This window comes from Streptomyces sp. NPDC087906 (genome assembly GCF_055584925.1).
In genome coordinates this window covers 525,315-542,513 of record NZ_JBVJLC010000005.1, presented here as the reverse complement: position 1 = coordinate 542,513, position 17,199 = coordinate 525,315, and the positions used below count along the sequence as shown (strand labels likewise).

Below are 17,199 nucleotides of genomic sequence, written 5' to 3'. Positions count from 1 at the left end.
CCGGAACCGGCCCTGCACGCGCGTCGGCCGTCAGTCCTTGACGGTGAAGCCCGCCCGCAGCAGCGACTCGTCGCGGGACGAAGGGCCGACCAGCAGCTCGAACGCGCCCGGCTCCACGACGCGTTCGCCCGCCGCGTCCACGAGCGTGCACGCGGCGACCGGCAGGTCGATCAGGACCTCGCGTGACTCGCCCGGCGCCAGGGACACCTGCTGGTACGCCTTCAGCTCCTTCTCCGCCCAGGTCACCGAGGTGACGGTGTCGCTGATGTACGCCTGCACGGTCTCCAGGACGGGGCGCGTGCCGGTGTTGGCGACCGTGAGCCGGGCGTGCACCGAGTCGTCCGCCGTCAGTTCCGTGGTGCGGATCTCCAGGTCCCGGTACTCGACCGTCGTGTAGCTCAGGCCCTCGCCGAAGACGAAGGCCGGACGCTGCGTCAGGTCCGCGTACCGGGTGCCGTGCTGGCCGCGTACCTGGTTGTAGTACGTCGGCTGCTGGCCGGCGTGCCGGGCGAAGGAGATCGGCAGCCGGCCCGTCGGCTCGACGAGGCCGAGGACCAGCTCGGCGACCGCCTGCCCGCCGAGCATGCCGGGGTTGAAGGCGTGCACGATCGCCGCCGCGTCGCGGGCGGACGGCGGCAGGACGAGCGGCTTGGAGCTGATGACCACGACCACCAGCGGCTTGCCGGTCGCCGTGAGCGCGTCGAGGAGCGCGACCTGGGCCCCGACCAGGTCAAGCGTCGCCGTCGACCGGCCCTCACCGACCAGTTCGATACGGTCGCCCACGACGGCGACGACATAGTCCGCCGCCTCCGCGCGCGCCACGGCTTCGGCGATCAGCGTCCCGGACGGTTCGGCGGGGACGACGACCTTGGGGCGGGGCTGCCCGTCGGGGAAGAACGCGCCCTCCGGGTCGGCGTCGACGGTCAGGATGTCGGCGCCCTGGGCGTACGTCACGTCCCAGCCCTCGGGGACATGCGCGCGCAGCCCCTCCAGCACGGTCGTGATCATCGCGCGCGGCTGGCCGTCGGGGAGCCAGTCGGCCTGGCCGGACGAGCCGGCCCAGTCGCCGAGCTGGGTCTGGGCGTCGTCGGCGTTCGGGCCGATGACGGCGACCGTACGCGGCGCGCTCTCCGTGCCGCCTACGGCCCGGCTGGCGACGGCCCGGCCGTCGGCGCCCGCGGCGAATCCGCCCGCCAGCGGCAGCGTGCCGTCGTTGGTGAGCAGGACGAGCGAGCGACGCGCCGTCTCCAGGTTCAGCGCGGCGTGGCCCGCGCTGCCGATCACCTCGGCCTGCCGGGCGCGGTCGGGCCTGCGCGGGTCCTCGAACAGCCCGAGTTCGAACTTGAGGGTGAGTATCCGGCGTACCGCCTGGTCGATCTCCGCCTCGTCGAGCGCGCCCTGCTCGACGGCCTCCCGCGCCCCGTCGAAGAACTTCGGCGTCGTCATCACCATGTCGTTGCCCGCGCGGACCGTCGCGGCGGCGGCCTGGGCGTAGTCGGCGTGGATGCGCTGCTCCCACACCATGCGGCCCACGTTGTCCCAGTCGGTGATGAGCGTGCCCGTGTATCCCCACTCACCGCGCAACACGTCGTTCAGCAGCCAGTTGTTGACCGTGATCGGCACACCGTCCATCGACTGGTAGCCGAGCATGAACGTACGGCAGCCCTCGCGGGCCACGCGCTCGAAGGGCGGCAGGAACCAGGAGCGCAGCTTGCGCCGCGAGATGTCGGCCTCGCTGGCGTCCCGGCCGCCCTGGGTCTCGGAGTAGCCCGCGAAGTGCTTGGCGCAGGCGAGGATCGCCGTCGGGTCGTCCAGCCCTTCGCCCTGGTAGCCCCGGACCATGGCGGAGGCCAACTCACCGATGAGGAAGGGGTCTTCGCCGAAGGTCTCGCTGATCCGGCCCCATCTCAGGTCGCGTGCGATGCACAGGACGGGCGAGAACGTCCAGTGCACACCGGTCGCGGCCGCCTCCACCGCCGTCGCCCGGCCGACCTGCTCGACCAGGTCCGGGTCCCAGGTCGCGGCCAGGCCGAGCTGCGTGGGGTAGATCGTCGCGCCCTCCCAGAAGGAGTGGCCGTGGATGCAGTCCTCGGCCACCAGCAGCGGGATGCGCAGCCGCGACTGCTCGGTGAGTTCGGCCGCCTCGACGACGCGCTCGGGCGAGGCGTGGACGAGGGAGCCCACATGCATGTCCGCGACGACGTGCACGCCCTCCTTGGCGTTCAACTGCAGCATCTGGCCGATCTTCTCGGGCAGCGTCATACGGCCGACAAGGTCGTCGACCCGCTCGGCGACGGGCAGAGCGGGGTCGAGATAGGGCGGAGAGGACGGCACAGGAATTTCCCTTCACGGCTTCGTGATGTGAGGTGCGGGGGACGGTCTACGATCTCGCAGGCTGCGCGGCGCCGGAAGGGCCCGCCGGTCGCGCGCCGTTGCGCGGTACGGGTCCCAGGGCGCGTCGTTCGGATCAGGTCCTCGGGCCTGTCGTTCGGATCAGGCCCTGGCCGACGGCGTGCCGCGAGCGGCTCATCGCGGCGATGCCGACGGTCGCCACGATGCCGTACAGGGCCGGCGCGAGGAACACGTGGGGCAGACCGAGCACCGCCACGCCGAGGCTGCCGGTCAGCCCGCCGAGGGCGCTGGCGATGGCGGTCGAACTCATGAAGACGGCCGAGGCGGTCGCGACGGCCTCGGGCAGCAGGCGCTGGGCGACGATGATTCCGAGACCCGCGAAGACGCCCCATACGCCGCCCATGAGGATCTGCCCGGCGAACATGCCGAACGCGCCGCCGGTCAGGGCGAAGCAGAGGTTCGCGCCGACGCCGAAGGCCGCGCCGAAGACCATCAGGCGCATCATGCCGATCCTGCGGGCGACGATCACGGCCACCGGCATCAGGATCAGCTCGATCAGCGGCTGGATGCCGATCACCGCGCCGCTGACGGCCGTCGGCAGCCGCAGGTCGTTGTGCATGTAGATCGTCAGGTAGCCGTACTTGATCGGCTCGCCCGCGTAGACCAGCACGTAGAGCCCGGTGAAGGCGAGCAGCGGCAGCATGGCCCGCGTCGCGACGCGCTGCCCCGGGCGTACGACCGGTGTCTCGACCTGCACCTCCGGCGCCTCGGGGGTGGCTCCGGTGGGCGGCCCGGCCGGCGCCGGGCGGGTGCGCGCGAACCCCATGGGGGCGATCTGCGCCAGGGTGCACACCCCGGTCGCCACCAGCATCGCGCGCGGTCCGGCCGCTGTGGCCAGCAGTGAGCCCGCAACCGGACCCACGATCCAGCCGGCGGTCAGCGCCATCCGCACGATGGAGACGATCCCGTCGCCGACCGGGCTGGCGGTCGCCCGCAGATCGTCGTGGACCGCGGCGAACAACTGCGACCCGGCGGCGCCGGCGAAGGCCAGCACCACGGCGCTGATCACGAACGGCATCCACACCTGGGTCGACAGGGCCATGGCGGACCAGCCGATGAACCCCGCCAGGGCGCACAGCCGGAACAGGCCGAGCCGTTTGCCCGTACGGTCCGAGCGGGCGCCGATGAGGTAGCCGGCGACCGGGGCTGTGATGCTCGTGAGGTAGTAGAGACCTGCCGTGGTCAGCGAGACATGCAGGTCGTCCACGAGGAACAGGGTGATCTGCGGGGCGGCGGCCGAGGCGCCGAGACCGGACAGGAACAACGCGACGGTCGCGCCCCGGTAGAGCGGCGAACGCCATACCGACAGCGTCGCGGAGGGTGCGGCCGCGACGCCGTCGGCGGCGAGTATGCGTGACAAGGCAGGCCCCCGGGAGATCAAGCTCAGCGATCTCACACCGTATCTTCGAACAAACGGAACATCAACGGTGTTCGTTACCTTGCCTTCTGATCAGTTTCTCTGTGCAATGTGAGCGGTGTCCGGCTCTTACGTGTTCCCCGGGGCGGTCGGCGGGGCAGTCGGCGGCGCGAGCAGCAGCGGCAGGTAGACGTCGTCGACTATCTCGGTGATGACGCTCTCCGGGATCGGGGCCCCGTACAGCAGGTAGTGGTTGCGGAGCAGGTCGACCGCCACCCCGGCGCGCCGGGACGCGGGTACCCACGGCGCGAGTTCGCCGCGTCTGACGGCCCGCCACAGGACTCCCTGGATCGGCCCGGGGCCCGCGGTGTGCACCCGTTCGCGCACAAGCCGGGCGAATTCGGGGTCGTGCATGATCTCGGTGAGCAGGCCGCGGAGTATGTCGCCGTGCGAGGTGGCCAACTTGGCGGAGAGTTGCCGTAGCGCCGCGAGGACATCGGTGCGTAGTACACCGGTATCGGGAACGTCGGCTTCGGACAGCCGGTTGGCCGCGCAGGCGTCCACGACGAGTTCGGCCCGACCGGGCCACCGGCGGTACAGCGCGGCCTTGCCGGTACGGGCCCGCGCGGCCACGCGCTCCATCGTCAGTCTGGCGTAACCGACCTCGGCGAGTTCTTCGAGGGCGGCCGTCAGGATGGCCTTCTCCAGCGCCTCGCCCCTGCGGCGAGGGTTTCTTCGATGGTCGCCGACCGGCAGGTCCAGCGCGTCCCCGTTGATGGAAGGCATAACTCCCAGCCATTTATCGATCACCCGTTGTGAACATCAGGTCATTCAGCCTAGCCTCCGATTAGAGAACTGACCGTTCTTTAAGCGTCGAGAACAGCGAGGGAACGATGACCGAGACCGTTGCGACGCCCCCATCCGGCGCCCCCGCCTTCCCCAGCGACCGCACCTGCCCGTACCACCTGCCCGACCAGTACAACGACCTCCGGAGCCGGGAGGGCTCGCTACAGCGAGTGACCCTCTACGACGGCCGGCAGGCCTGGCTGGTGACCGGGTACGACACGGCGCGCACGCTGCTGTCCGACCCGCGGCTGTCGTCCGACCGGACGCACCTGTCCTTCCCCGCGACCTCCGAGCGGCTGGTGAGCATCCGGGACCGCACCCAGGCCTTCATCAGCCTGGACCCGCCCGAGCACGGGCCGAAGCGGCGCATGACCATCAGCGACTTCACGGTCCGGCGCATCAAGGGCATGCGGGCCGACGTCGAACAGATCGTGCACGGCTTCCTGGACGAGATGATCGCCGGGGGGCCGCCCGCCGACCTCGTCGCCAAGTTCGCGCTGCCCGTGCCGTCCATGGTGATCTGCCGGCTGCTCGGCGTGCCCTACGCCGACCACGATTTCTTCCAGGACGCCAGCAGGCGGCTGATCCAGTCCACGGACGCGGCGGAGTCGAGCGCCGCGCGGGACGACCTGGAGGGCTACCTCAACGGCCTGGTGGACACCCTGCGCGGCAACCCGGGACCCGGGCTGCTGAACACCCTGATCACCGAGCAGCTCGACAAAGGCACGATCGACCGCGACGAGCTGGTGGCGACCGCCATCCTGCTGCTGGTGGCGGGACACGAGACGACGGCGTCGATGACCTCGCTCAGCGTCGTCACCCTGCTCGAACACCCCGAGCAGTACGCCGCGTTGCGCGCCGACCCGGCGCTGGTGCCGGGCGCGGTCGAGGAGCTGCTGCGCTATCTGGCCATCGCCGACATCGCCGGGGGACGCGTCGCGACGGCCGACATCGAGATCGACGGGGCGCACATCAAGGCGGGTGACGGCGTCATCGTCACCAACTCCATCGCCAACAGGGACGGTTCGGTCTTCGCCGAGCCCGACACCTTCGACGTACGGCGCGACGCGCGCCACCACCTGTCGTTCGGCTACGGGGTGCACCAGTGCCTCGGCCAGAACCTGGCCAGGCTCGAACTCGAAGTCATCCTCGCCGCGTTGTTCGCGCGGCTGCCGAACCTGCGTCTCGCGGTGCCGGTCGATCAGTTGACCCTGCGGCCGGGTACGACGATCCAGGGTGTGAACGAACTCCCGGTCACCTGGTGACCGCGGCGAAAGGAGCAGCCATGCGTGTGACAGCCGACCGCGGGGTCTGCGTAGGCGCGGGCCTGTGCGCCATGACGGCGCCCGAGGTATTCGACCAGGACGACGACGGTGTGGTGACGGTACTGGCCGCCGACCCCGGCGGCGACGACCTCGCAGCGGCACGTCAGGCGGGCATGCTCTGCCCTTCGGGCGCGGTGCGCGTCGCCGAGTAGGCCCCCTGCGCTGATCGGGGGCGGTCCCGGAGGTTTCCGGAACCGCCCCTCGGCCGAGGCCCGGTGGCGGTCAGCCGGTCAGCCGGTCAGCCGTCCGCCGTTCGCCGGTCAGCCGTCCGCCCTCAGCCGGTCGGCTCGTCAGCCGAAGTTCCGCAGCGTGACGGACGCTCCCTCGGCCAGCCGCACCGTACGGGACGCCTTTCCCGCCGTCACGGTCGTGCTGCGGCCGCCGACGCTGCGGAGCACGGCCTCCTCCACCCGCCCGTCGCGCCACCGCAGGTCCACGGTGAAGCCGCCGCGTACGCCCACACCCGTCACATGCCCGGACGCCGCCCACGCCTTCGGCAGTGCGGGAAGCAGCTCGACGTGGCCCGGCCTCGAATAGACCAGCATCTCCAACATGGCCGAAGGCGTACCGAAGTTGGCGTCGATCTGGAAGATGCTCCGATTGGCCTCGACCTGGTAGATGTCGAAGAAGTTGGCCGCCGTGCCGTTGGAGTTGTCGGTCGAGGGACGCAGGTTGGTGGCGATCAGACGGTACGCGGTCTCCGCGTCCTTCAGCCGCGCCCAGCACAGCGCACGCCACGCGTTGGCCCAGCCGTAGCTGTCCATGCCGCGCGCGGTGAGCAGTTGGCGCGCACCCGCCAGGATCGTGTCGGGGGACGCGTCGGGGCGGATGCGGTCGCCGGGGAACAGGCCTATCAGGGGCGAGAGGTGGCGGTGCTCGGTCTCGCCGAGGTTGTCCGGCGACATCCACTCCTCCAGCCAGCCCGTGGTGGGGCTGACGCGCGGCAGGTAGAGCCGCTCGCGCAGCCCGCCGATCACCTCGCTGTACTTCCGGTCCTTGCCCAGGATCCCCGCCGCCGTGCGGTAGTTGCCGAACAGGGCGTGCACCAGCTCCTGGGAGTAGGTGTTGCCGATGGCGTCCTGCGGCCCCTGCTCGGGCGACCAGTCCTTGTCGTCGACGAGGACCTCGCGCGTGCCGGACGGCGCCTCGGGGTCGTCGACCGTCGTCGTGATCAGCCGGGCCTCCCAGAACGCGCAGGCCCCCTTGAGCAGCGGGTAGATCCGGGCCAGCGTCCGGGTGTCCTGGGTGTACTCGTAGTGCTCGAAGAGGGTGTTGCACAGCCAGGCGTTGGCCGCCGGATGCCACCACCAGCCCGAGCCGCCGTAGATGTTGGTGGAGAACGCGACGGCCCAGCCCGCCAGCTTGCCCGAGGAGTTGCGGAACCGGTTGCGCGGGTCGTTGAAGGTCCTGGCCGTTACCTCCGTCCACGAAGGGAGTTGGGAGACGCAGTAGTCGGTGAACGCGTCGAAGCACGAGGAGAGACCGGCCCGGTCCGCCATCCAGTAGTTCATCTGTACGTTGATGTCGGTGTGGTAATCGCCCATCCAGTCCGGGTCGTTGCCGTCCAGCCACAGGCCCTGGAGATTGAGCGGGACGCTGTCGCGCGATCCGCAGATCATCAGATACCGGCCGAACTGGAGGTACGAGGCTTCCAGTTCCGGGTCGGGCGCCGCGCCCTGCGCCGCGCGCGCCGTGAGGCGCCGCCAGGTGTCGAGACCGCGCCGGCCCGCGTCGGAGACGCCGAGGGAGAGGGACATCGTGTCGAACAGCCGCCGGTAGTCGGCCACATGGGTGGCGCGCAGCAGCGCGGGCGCGTGCCGCAGGGCCGTACGCGCCTTCCGCAGCGCCAGGGCCTCGGGCCGCAGGGAGGGGTCGCGGTAGTCGTGGGCCGCGTCGGGGGAGTAGTTCGTGCCGCCGCTGAAGACCACGGTCAGATCGGCGCAGTCGGTGAAGACCAGCCGGCCGCCGGACACCGTCACCCGGCCGGAGCTGCTCGTCGCCGTGACGGCCCCGGCGTACCGCAGCCCGTTGTCGAGCGTCGCCGCCAGGCTCGCCGCGGTGGCGGATGTGTCGGTCGTGACGCTCTCGCCGTGGGTGCCGGCCAGCAGGACGCTGCCGGTGTAACGGCCCGTGCCGCTCTGTGTCATGCGGACCACGACGACGTCGTCCGGGTGGCTGGCGTACACCTCGCGGCGGTACGTGGCGCCGCCCTGCCGGTAGGAGGCCGTGACGAGCCCGTTGCTCAGGTCGAGCGTACGGCGGTAGTCGGTGACCGATTCGGGCGTGTGGCCGGGCACGGCGACCGTCAGATGGGCGAGCTGGGTGAACGAGCCGAACTGGACGCGCTCGTAAGGGAACTGGCCGTCGGCGTCGAGGGCGTCGTTGAGGCCGCCGGTCCACAGGGTGCCGTCGGTGACGTACAGCGTCTCCTCGGCGGGGCCGCCGCCGACCAGCGCTCCCAGCCGTCCGTTGCCGATCGGCAGTCCCTCCTGGATCATGCGCGCCGGGTCGGCGGGCGCCGGGTACCAGAGCGTGACGGCCCGGTCGGCGGGGACCCGCGGGTCGCCGGAGGGCCGGTCGGGCTCAGCGGCTGCCGCGCTGAACGCCGGCAGCCCGGCGAAGGCGGCCAGTGATCCGGCCCCCGCTGCGGCAAGAAAGGTCCGACGACTGGTCCGACGACTGGGGGACGAGGGGAGTGGCTGGGAAGAGGTCACGGGCGATGTCTCCTGCTCATGTCTACGCGGTGCGCCTGGTCGGTTGCGCGCTCGGATGCGTGTCCTGGGGGCGTCTGAGCCATCGGTCAAGCTAAATCTACTAATTAACGATTACAAGGCTTCACGCAGGCATTAGTCCGATGAATCCATGTTCCCGGGCGGTGGTCCGGCCGGCTGCGGTCCTGACCCGGGATTGGCGCAGACTTTTGACAACGATGGAATTGGCATGGACCTGATCATGTGTCTGGGCTATCGTCCGGAACGGCATCCTCCACGGAGCGCTCAGCGATGCCTGCTGTTCCACCCCCACATCTCTGGAACACCAGAAGGGTTGAACCCTTGAGACGCACGACAGTTGTCCGCACAGGACTGTCCGCACTCCTCCTCCTAGGTACCTGGGCGACCGCCGGGCTCGTACCCGCCGCCGCCGCGGATTCCCCCTCCACCTCTTCCGCCGTCACCTCCGAAGCCCCGGCTTCGGGCGGCCTGCTCGCCGCCATGCAGCGGGACTTGGGCCTCACCGCGCCGCAGGCGAAGGCGCGCCTCGCCGCGGAGAAGACGGCGACAGCCACCCAGGGCAAGGCCAAGACCGCCGCAGGATCGGCGTACGGCGGCTCGTGGTTCGACGCGAAGACCGGCCGGCTGACCGTCGCCGTCACCGGCGAGCAGCGCGCCGACGCGGTACGGGCCACCGGCGCCACGGTGAAGCTCGTCACCCGCAGCGCCCGCCAACTCGACGCTGCCAAGGCGAAGATCGACGCCCTCTCCGCGCCGTCCGGCGTGGCCGCCTGGCGCGTCGACCCCCGGGCCAACGGGGTCGTCGTCGACGTCGTCGCCGCGCACAAGTCCGACAGCGACGTCCAGGCGTTCCTCGCGAAGGCCAGGAAGACCGGGCCCGTCACGGTCAAGGAGACGGCCCAGGCGCCCACGACCTTCGCCGCCGGCACCGTGGGCGGTGACCCGTACTACACGGGCAACGTCCGCTGCTCGATCGGCTTCTCCGTCAACGGCGGCTTCGTGACGGCCGGACACTGCGGCCAGGCCGGCGCGGGCGTCAGCGGCTGGGACGGCTCGGCCATCGGCTCCTTCCAGGGCTCCTCGTTCCCCGGCAACGACTACGCCTGGGTGAGCGTCGGCAACGGCTGGTGGACCGTCCCCGTCGTCCTCGGCTGGGGCACCGTCCCCGACCAACTGGTGCGCGGCTCGGCCGAGGCCCCGATCGGCGCCTCGATATGCCGATCGGGATCCACGTCGCACTGGCACTGCGGCAACGTCCTCGGCACGAACGAGACCGTGAACTACGCGCAGGGCGCCGTCACCCAGATGACCGGCACCAGCGTCTGCGCCGAACCCGGCGACTCCGGCGGCTCGTTCATCAGCGGTGACCAGGCCCAGGGCGTGACGTCCGGCGGCTTCGGCAACTGCACGAGCGGCGGCCAGACCTGGCACCAGCCCATCAACGAGATCCTGAACACCTTCGGCCTGACGCTGGCGACCGCGTGAGCTGACGCGGGTGGCACGACCTGATACGGCGGTGCGGGTGGTACGGGCCAAGGGGCCTGTACCACCCGCACGGGCGTCAGGGGCAGAGCGCCGGTGTACGGCGGGGCCTGGCAGGATGGTGGGGACCCTGCCCTGACCTGGACGTTGGAGGAGCCCGTGCCGCTGCCGTCGGAGCCGTTGCGGAGACTGGGGTTCTTGACCATCGGACTGTTCGACGAGGCCGACCCCCGGCGCGGCCACGAGTCGACGCTGGAGATCATCCAGCTCGGCGAGCAGCTCGGGTTCGACAGCGCGTGGGTGCGCCACCGCCATCTGCAGTACGGCATCTCCTCGCCCGTCGCCGTCCTGGCGGCCGCCTCGCAGCGCACCAGCCGTATCGAACTGGGCACCGCCGTCATCCCGCTCGGCTGGGAGAATCCGCTGCGGCTCGCCGAAGACCTGGCGACGGTCGACCTGCTGTCCGGCGGCCGGCTCAACCCGGGCGTCAGCGTCGGCCCGCCCATGCACTACGACCGGGTCAAGCAGGCCCTCTACCCGGACACCGCCGACACCGAGGACTTCAGCTACGAGCGGGTGCGCCGGCTGCTGGACTTCGTACGGGGCGTACCCGCCACCGACTCGGCCGGGACCGAGGGCTTCGAGGTCTTCTCCGACCGGGTCCAGCCCCAGTCCGCCGGTCTCGGGCGGCGCCTGTGGTACGGCGGCGCCAGCACGCGCTCGGCGCAGTGGGCCGGTGAGCACGGCATGAACTTCCTCACCAGCAGTGTGGTGAAGGCGGAGGAGTCCGAGGACTTCGCCGACATCCAGCTCGGGCACGTCCGCACCTTCCGCGCCCACCACCCCGACGGCGACAGCGCCCGCGTCTCGCAGGGGCTCGTCGTCATCCCCACCGACTCCGCCTCGCCCGAACAGCGCGCGAAGTACGAGGAGTTCGCTCGCAAGCGGACGCCGCGCACGGCCGCACCGCAGGGTCCGGCGCGCATGCTGTTCGCCCGCGACCTCGTCGGCACATCGGCGGAGATCGCCGAACAGCTCTACGCGCACGCCGCCTTCCGGGAGATCGACGAAGTGGCGTTCGCGCTGCCCTTCACCTTCGACCACGACGACTACGTCCAGATCCTCACCGACATCGCCACCCGTCTCGGCCCGGCCCTCGGCTGGCGGCGAACCGGCTGAGAAGCCCCGCGTCAGCCACCGGGCGGGAGCGCCGCCTCGGCCTGTTCGAGTTCCGCGCCGGCTTGCGCCGCTTCGACGGGCAGGTGTGCCTGTCGCGCGAGTTCAACAGCCGTCCCCAGATGGCCGATGGCCGCCGAGCGGCGGCCGAGCAGCCGTTCGGCCATGCCGAGGAACAGCAGCGACTGCACCTCCTCGATGGCGCTGCCGATGTGCCGTGCGAGGTCGAGCGCGCTGCGGTGCGGGCCGAGCGCCGCGTCCGGCTGCCCCGACTCGCGGTAGGCCCGGCCCATCTCGTTGAGGCAGATGACCTGGTTGCGCAGGTCGCCCAGCTCTCGTGACGACTCCAGTGCCTGCCGTAACAGGCTTAGGCAGTCGTCCAGTTGGCCCGGCAGTTCGAGCGCGCTCGCCTGGGTGATGTCGATGACGGCGAGATCTGACTTGTGGATGTTCGGCAGTTTGATCTTCCGGGCCTCGGCGAGATGATTCCGCGCGACGGCCTTGTCGCCCATCCGGATGTATAAGTCCGCCAGATTGTTGAGCGCGCGCCACTCGAACACCCGGTCACCCGCCAACCGGAATTCGTTCAGCGCCTCTTCCAGCGCGAGCCGCGCATGGCCGTATCTGCCGAGGTACAGCGTGGTGATGCCGATGTTGTTCCGGCAGCGGGCCGCCTGCCGCCGGTCGCCCGCCTGCTCGCTCAGCGCGAGCACCTGGCGCTGCACCTCCAACGCGGCGTCGGGCCGGCCCAGATGCCAGTGCACCGTGCCGAGTTGGAGCAGCGCCTCCAGTTCGGCGGTGGTGTCGCCCGTGGCCGTGGCGACGGTGAGGGCGGTGCGGAGCATGCTCATCGCCTGCTTGTAGCGTCCGGATCCGGCGTAGACCGTACCCAGGTCGATGCGGGCACGGGCCTCGGCGGCCGGTTCGCCGCTCTTGCTCCAGTGCCGCACGCCCTCCCGGTGGATGTGCTCCGCCTCGGCCCAGAAGCCGCCCGCTTGCAGGAACCCGGCCATGACGTACGCCAGAACGGCGGCCCGCTCCTGGAGGCCGTGTCTACGGGCGTACCGGGCGGCGTTGATCAGCGCGAGCTGTTCGGCCGCCAGCCAGTCCTCGGCCTCCTGCGCGTCCCGCCACGGTGGGACACATCCCTGGAAGGCCCGCTCGACCGGGGGTTCGCGCCGGGTCCCCTCGGGGTGGGTGAGCCGGTCGGCAGCCTCGACGGCGGCGATGTAGAAGTCGACGAGACGGCGCAGCGCGGCGTCGCGGTCGGCGGCCGAGTCCTCGGCCGACTCAAGACTGAGCGCGAACTCGCCCAGCAGGTCGTGATAGCGGTAGCGCTCGGGCGCCGGAGCCTGGAGCAGATGCGCGTCCACGAGTGTGTCGATCACCCGCTCCACGCGGTGCAGCGGAAGGCCGGTCAGCGCTGCGGCACTGTACGGGCCGAACTCCGCCATGAGATGCAGGCTCAGCGCGCGGAACACGGCGCGTTCCTCACCGGTGAGCGTGGCGTACGAGACGTAGAAGACGGCGGCTATCTCGCGGTCGGTGTCGTGCAGTTCCTCGATACGCGCGTGTTCCCTCGACAACCGCTGGATCAGATAGGCCAGGCTCCAGCCGGGCCGCGAGTTCAGCCGGCTCGCCGCGATCTCGACCGCCAGTGGAAGATGACCGCAGAGCGAGACGACCGTGGCGACCTCTTCCGGCACATCGGCGCGCTCGTCCCCGATCAACTGCCGGAAGAGCGCGACGGCTTGCCGCGCCGGCAGGACGTCGAGCGCGAGCGGGCGCACGCCCGGCAGCCCCGACAGCCGGCGGCGGCTGGTGATGAGCACCAGGGAGGGCGAGTTGCCGGGCAGCAGCGGCCATATCTGGTCGGGGCCCGAGGCGTCGTCGAGGACGATGACCATCCGCCGCCGGCTCATCGTGGCGCGCCACAGCGCGGACAACTCGTCCACGGTGTCCGGCAGGTTGGCGGGCGGGGCGCCCAGGGCGCGCATCAGCCGGTTCAGAGCGGCCAGCGGGGCCACCGGCTCCTGGGTGAGGGCGTGGGCACACAGATCGAGATGGAGCTGGCCGTCGGGAAAGCGCTCAGCCAGCCGCTCAGCGGCACTCCACGCCATCAGTGACTTGCCGACACCCGCCATACCCGAGATGGACTGGAGAGCAGCCGACCCGGAGTCGGCAGCGGCCTCAAGCCGGGCCATGAGGGTGTGCATCTCCTCGTCCCGGCCGACCAGTTGGGCGTGCTGGGGGATGAGCTGCGGCACGGGAACCGACGAAGCGGGCCTCCGGCCCGACGGGATCAGCGCGCTGACCGGTGCGTGAGACAGGATCAGTTGGTGGGTGCCGGCCAGCTCGGGCCCGGGGTCCGAGCCGAGTTCGTCGCGCAGCCGGCGGCGCAGATTCGCGTACAGCCGCAGCGCGTCGGCGTGCAGGCCGCGGCCATGGCTGGCGATCATGAGCTGTCCGACGAGCACCTCGTCGGTCGGCCGTTCGGCCACCAACTCGGTGAGTTCGCCGATGACTTCGGAGAAGTGGCCGAGCCGCAGTTCCACCGCGATCCGGCCGCTCGCGACGTCGGCACGTTTCTCGGACAGCGCGCTCCGTACGCCTTCCGCCCACGGGCCGACCAGCCCGGCCAGCGGTTCGCCGCGCCACAGCGCGTCCGCCTGCCGGAAGAGGTCGAGCGCCCGGTCGTCCTCCGCCTCCGGTACGGCACGGGCCTCGGCCACCAGACGCTGGAAGCGGTGCCAGTCCACACTCTCCGGCGCCGCCTCCAGTGTGTACGTGTGCGAGCGCCGCTTGACGGTGGGCACCGGGCCTTCACCGGCCTGGACCTCCGCCATGTGCCGCCGAAGCCGGGTGGTGTTGGCGTAAAGGCTGCTGAGCGGCCTGCCGGGCGGATCGTCGGCCCACACCCGCCGGATCAGTGTGTCGAGACCGACCGGTCGGCCGACTTCGTAGGCGAGCGCGGCGAGGAGATGGGCCTCCTTCGTGGAGCCCAGGGAGAGTACGCGGGGGCCGTGCGCGATCTCGACAGGTCCGAGAATCCGGCAGTCCACCAGCGCGCTCCCCTCGTCGGCGATGCGCCGCGCCATTGAGCAGAGCATGACACAGCGTGAGGGTCGTACGACAGGCGGCGACCGTGGATTGACTGGAAGGGGCCGCGTCGCGAGGTGAGTTACCGGCGGGTTGTGATCGAAGCTTTACGAAACGCCGTTGTCCGTACACCGCTGTTACAAAGCACCGCAAATCTCCGACCGTTATTTATGCCTCCGTCATAATCCATAGGAACATATTGGTTATATCGGGTGAGGGAGGACGTTTTGTGCTCGCGTCTGCTCTCGAATAGACATAGCGCAATCAATAACGGAACCGAACAGAGCGAGCACATAACGTGAGTGGTATCCGCAAGATTGCCAACGCAATTCGCGCCATCGTCGTCTTCGCTTGCATCCCGTGTGCTCTCGGCGCGGCTCACTTCTTCGCGTCAGTGGGGGCGCAGTCCATCTGACCGGCCCGCCGCGCACTATGCGGTGGCGCAAGCTCGCACAGTGCATCGCGCACACTACCGCCCTGCCGGCGCCGTCGGCGGGGCGGCTTTCGTTGGCGTCACCGTACCTGCGCCGCGACCGCCCAGCGCTGCGCCCGGTCGACCGCCTCCGGTATGTCGTCCACCGGGAACAGCGCGTGCCGTACGGTCCGTTCGGCGTCCACGACGAGGACGAGACGCTTCAGGCGTAGCCGGCCCGCGCCCCGGAAGACCGGCAGGCGCAGCGCCGCCGCCAGCCGCTGTTCGGTGTCGGAGAGCAGCGGATACGGCACCGCCTCGGCGCGCGCGAACGCCGCCTGTTCGTGGGGGAGTTGGGTGCTGACGCCGTGCACGGCCGCGTCGGCGGCGCGGAATCGCGGCCAGGCGTCGCGGAACAGCCGGTTCTCCAGGGTGCAGCCGGGCGCGCCGGGGATCGGCTCGTCGCCCCACTCCACCCCGGTGCCGGGATAGGTGAAGAGGACGGTCGAAGCGGCCTCCGGTGCGACAGCATCGTGCATCTTGCCGTCGGCGCCCGGCAGTTGGAGGTCCGCCGGCAGCCGGGTGCCGACGAGGCCGTGCACCCGCGTGTGCTCGGCGCCGTCCGCCGCCGCCGTGGCGGTGGTGCTCCCGTCGCCGAGCACCCAGCGGTCGCCCCACTCCTGCATGGCCACGAGCAGGGGCAGCAGTGCGAGGCCGGACTCCGTGAGCAGGTACTCGTAGCGGACCGGGCGCCGTTGGTAGAGCGTGCGGCGCAGCACCCCGCGGGCGACGAGCCTGCCGAGCCGCTCCGTGAGGACCTTGCGGGAGAGGCCGAGTTCGGTGGCGAGCGCGTCGAACCGCACATGCCCGCGCGCGATCTCACGCAGCACCAGCACATTCCACCAGTCACCCGTCACGACCGCGGCCTGCGCGATGCCGCAGGTCTCGTCAGCGTTGTGCATCCTCATCCACCCATAGTACGTTCCCTTTCAGAACTCACTTTGTTTCGGGTGGGAACTTACCAACCGTCGTATCTGCCGAACGTGAGGAGCAGCACCATGACCGCCATCACCCGCATCGCGGCGCGCGAGATCATCGACAGCCGGGGCAACCCGACCGTCGAGGTCGACGTCGAACTCAGCGACGGTTCGACCGGCCGGGCCGCCGTGCCGTCCGGCGCCTCGACCGGCGCCCGGGAAGCCGTCGAACTGCGCGACGACGACCCGACCCGCTTCCACGGGAAGGGCGTCCGGCGTGCCGTCGACGCCGTCAGCGAGGTCATCGCCGACGCGGTCGTCAGCCTCGAAGCCGAGGACCAGGCAGCGGTGGACGCCACGCTGATCGACCTGGACGGCACCCCCGACAAGGTGAGACTGGGCGCCAACGCGATCCTGGGCGTCTCCCTCGCCACCGCCAAGGCCGCAGCGCAGGCCCATCGGCTGCCGCTCTACCGCTACGTCGGCGGGGTCGACGCGCGCCTGCTGCCCGTGCCGATGATGAACATCGTCAACGGCGGCGCGCACGCGGACAATCCGCTCGACTTCCAGGAGTTCATGATCGCGCCCATCGGCGCCGCCACCTTCGCCGAGGCGGTCCGGATGGGCTCGGAGGTCTTCCACACCCTGCGCCGCGACCTCATCGCCGCGGGCCACAGCACGGGCGTCGGCGACGAGGGCGGCTTCGCCCCGGATCTGCGGACCGCCGACGAGGCGCTGGACTTCGTCGTACGGGCCGTCGAGCGCACCGGCTACAAGCCCGGCACCGACATCACCGTCGTGATGGACCCCGCCACGTCCGAGTTCTTCCGCGACGGGGTCTACGACTACGCGGGCGAGGGCGTGCGCCGCAGCACCGAGGAGCACGCCGACTACCTGGTCTCGCTCGTCGACCGCTACCCCGTCGCCTCCATCGAGGACCCGATGGCCGAGAACGACCACGACGGCTGGCGGCTGCTCTCGGCGCGACTCGGGGACCGCTGCCAGCTCACCGGCGACGACGTCTTCTGCACCAACGAGACCCTGCTGCGCGAGGGGATCAGGGACGGCGTCGCCAACTCGATCCTGGTGAAGGTCAATCAGATCGGCACCCTCACCGAGACCCTGGCCACCGTCGCCACCGCCCACCGCGCCGGCTACACCGTCGTCATGTCGCACCGCTCGGGCGAGACGGAGGACACCACGATCGCCGACCTCGCCGTGGCCACCGGCTGCGGCCAGATCAAGACCGGCTCGCTCTCCCGCTCCGACCGCACCGCCAAGTACAACCAGCTCATCCGCATCGAGGAGGAACTGGGCGACCAGGCGCGCTACGCGGGCCGCGCGGCCCTCGGCCTGCGCGCCGACGCATCTGCCTGACAGG

At 70.7% G+C, this 17,199-nt stretch carries 11 protein-coding genes; 5 read left to right on the top strand and 6 right to left on the bottom strand.

The genetic code is table 11. The features are described from left to right. Positions 1-30 precede the first annotated feature (30 nt). The 3 genes from ACZ63I_RS18635 to ACZ63I_RS18625 form a co-directional block, all read right to left on the bottom strand. Complete coding sequence (locus tag ACZ63I_RS18635; RefSeq protein WP_469339849.1) at positions 31-2,334, bottom strand: exo-beta-d-1,3/1,6-glucosidase; 2,304 nt, start codon at positions 2,332-2,334, stop codon at positions 31-33. 133 nt (positions 2,335-2,467) lie between these two features. Continuing rightward, on the bottom strand, positions 2,468-3,772 hold the full coding sequence (locus tag ACZ63I_RS18630) for an MFS transporter (protein ID WP_469339847.1): 1,305 nt from the start codon (positions 3,770-3,772) through the stop codon (positions 2,468-2,470). A gap of 126 nt (positions 3,773-3,898) precedes the next feature. Continuing rightward, entirely contained in the window at positions 3,899-4,555 is a 657-nt protein-coding gene (locus ACZ63I_RS18625; RefSeq protein ID WP_469339846.1) for a TetR/AcrR family transcriptional regulator, read from the bottom strand. A 107-nt stretch (positions 4,556-4,662) separates the two neighbouring features. Between ACZ63I_RS18625 and ACZ63I_RS18620 the strand changes: the two genes are divergently transcribed. Then, a complete protein-coding gene (locus ACZ63I_RS18620; RefSeq protein ID WP_469339845.1) occupies positions 4,663-5,880 on the top strand; it encodes a cytochrome P450 in 1,218 nt (405 codons plus the stop codon). A gap of 20 nt (positions 5,881-5,900) precedes the next feature. Further along, positions 5,901-6,092 (top strand): ferredoxin, encoded by a 192-nt coding sequence (locus ACZ63I_RS18615; protein WP_041993502.1) that lies wholly within the window; start codon positions 5,901-5,903, stop codon positions 6,090-6,092. A 138-nt stretch (positions 6,093-6,230) separates the two neighbouring features. On the opposite strand, the gene ACZ63I_RS18610 is transcribed toward ACZ63I_RS18615, so the two are convergent. Continuing rightward, complete coding sequence (locus tag ACZ63I_RS18610; protein ID WP_469339843.1) at positions 6,231-8,654, bottom strand: glycoside hydrolase family 95 protein; 2,424 nt, start codon at positions 8,652-8,654, stop codon at positions 6,231-6,233. Between the two features lie 339 nt (positions 8,655-8,993). Between ACZ63I_RS18610 and ACZ63I_RS18605 the strand changes: the two genes are divergently transcribed. Then, a complete protein-coding gene (locus ACZ63I_RS18605) occupies positions 8,994-10,157 on the top strand; it encodes a S1 family peptidase (protein WP_469339841.1) in 1,164 nt (387 codons plus the stop codon). Between the two features lie 156 nt (positions 10,158-10,313). After that, a complete protein-coding gene (locus ACZ63I_RS18600; protein WP_469339840.1) occupies positions 10,314-11,333 on the top strand; it encodes an LLM class flavin-dependent oxidoreductase in 1,020 nt (339 codons plus the stop codon). 11 nt (positions 11,334-11,344) lie between these two features. Here ACZ63I_RS18600 and ACZ63I_RS18595 read toward each other — a convergent pair whose 3' ends face one another. Together ACZ63I_RS18595 and ACZ63I_RS18590 are read right to left on the bottom strand one after the other, a co-directional pair. Continuing rightward, the gene (locus ACZ63I_RS18595) at positions 11,345-14,428 is read right to left on the bottom strand and encodes an AfsR/SARP family transcriptional regulator (protein ID WP_469339838.1); all 3,084 of its coding nucleotides are present in this window, start codon (positions 14,426-14,428) and stop codon (positions 11,345-11,347) included. A 514-nt stretch (positions 14,429-14,942) separates the two neighbouring features. After that, positions 14,943-15,809, bottom strand: coding sequence for a winged helix-turn-helix transcriptional regulator (locus tag ACZ63I_RS18590; RefSeq protein WP_469339837.1), 867 nt, complete (start codon positions 15,807-15,809; stop codon positions 14,943-14,945). Between the two features lie 90 nt (positions 15,810-15,899). Here ACZ63I_RS18590 and eno point away from each other — a divergent pair, with 90 nt between their 5' ends. After that, complete coding sequence (gene eno, locus ACZ63I_RS18585; protein ID WP_469339836.1) at positions 15,900-17,195, top strand: phosphopyruvate hydratase; 1,296 nt, start codon at positions 15,900-15,902, stop codon at positions 17,193-17,195. The last annotated feature ends 4 nt before the right edge of the window (positions 17,196-17,199 follow it).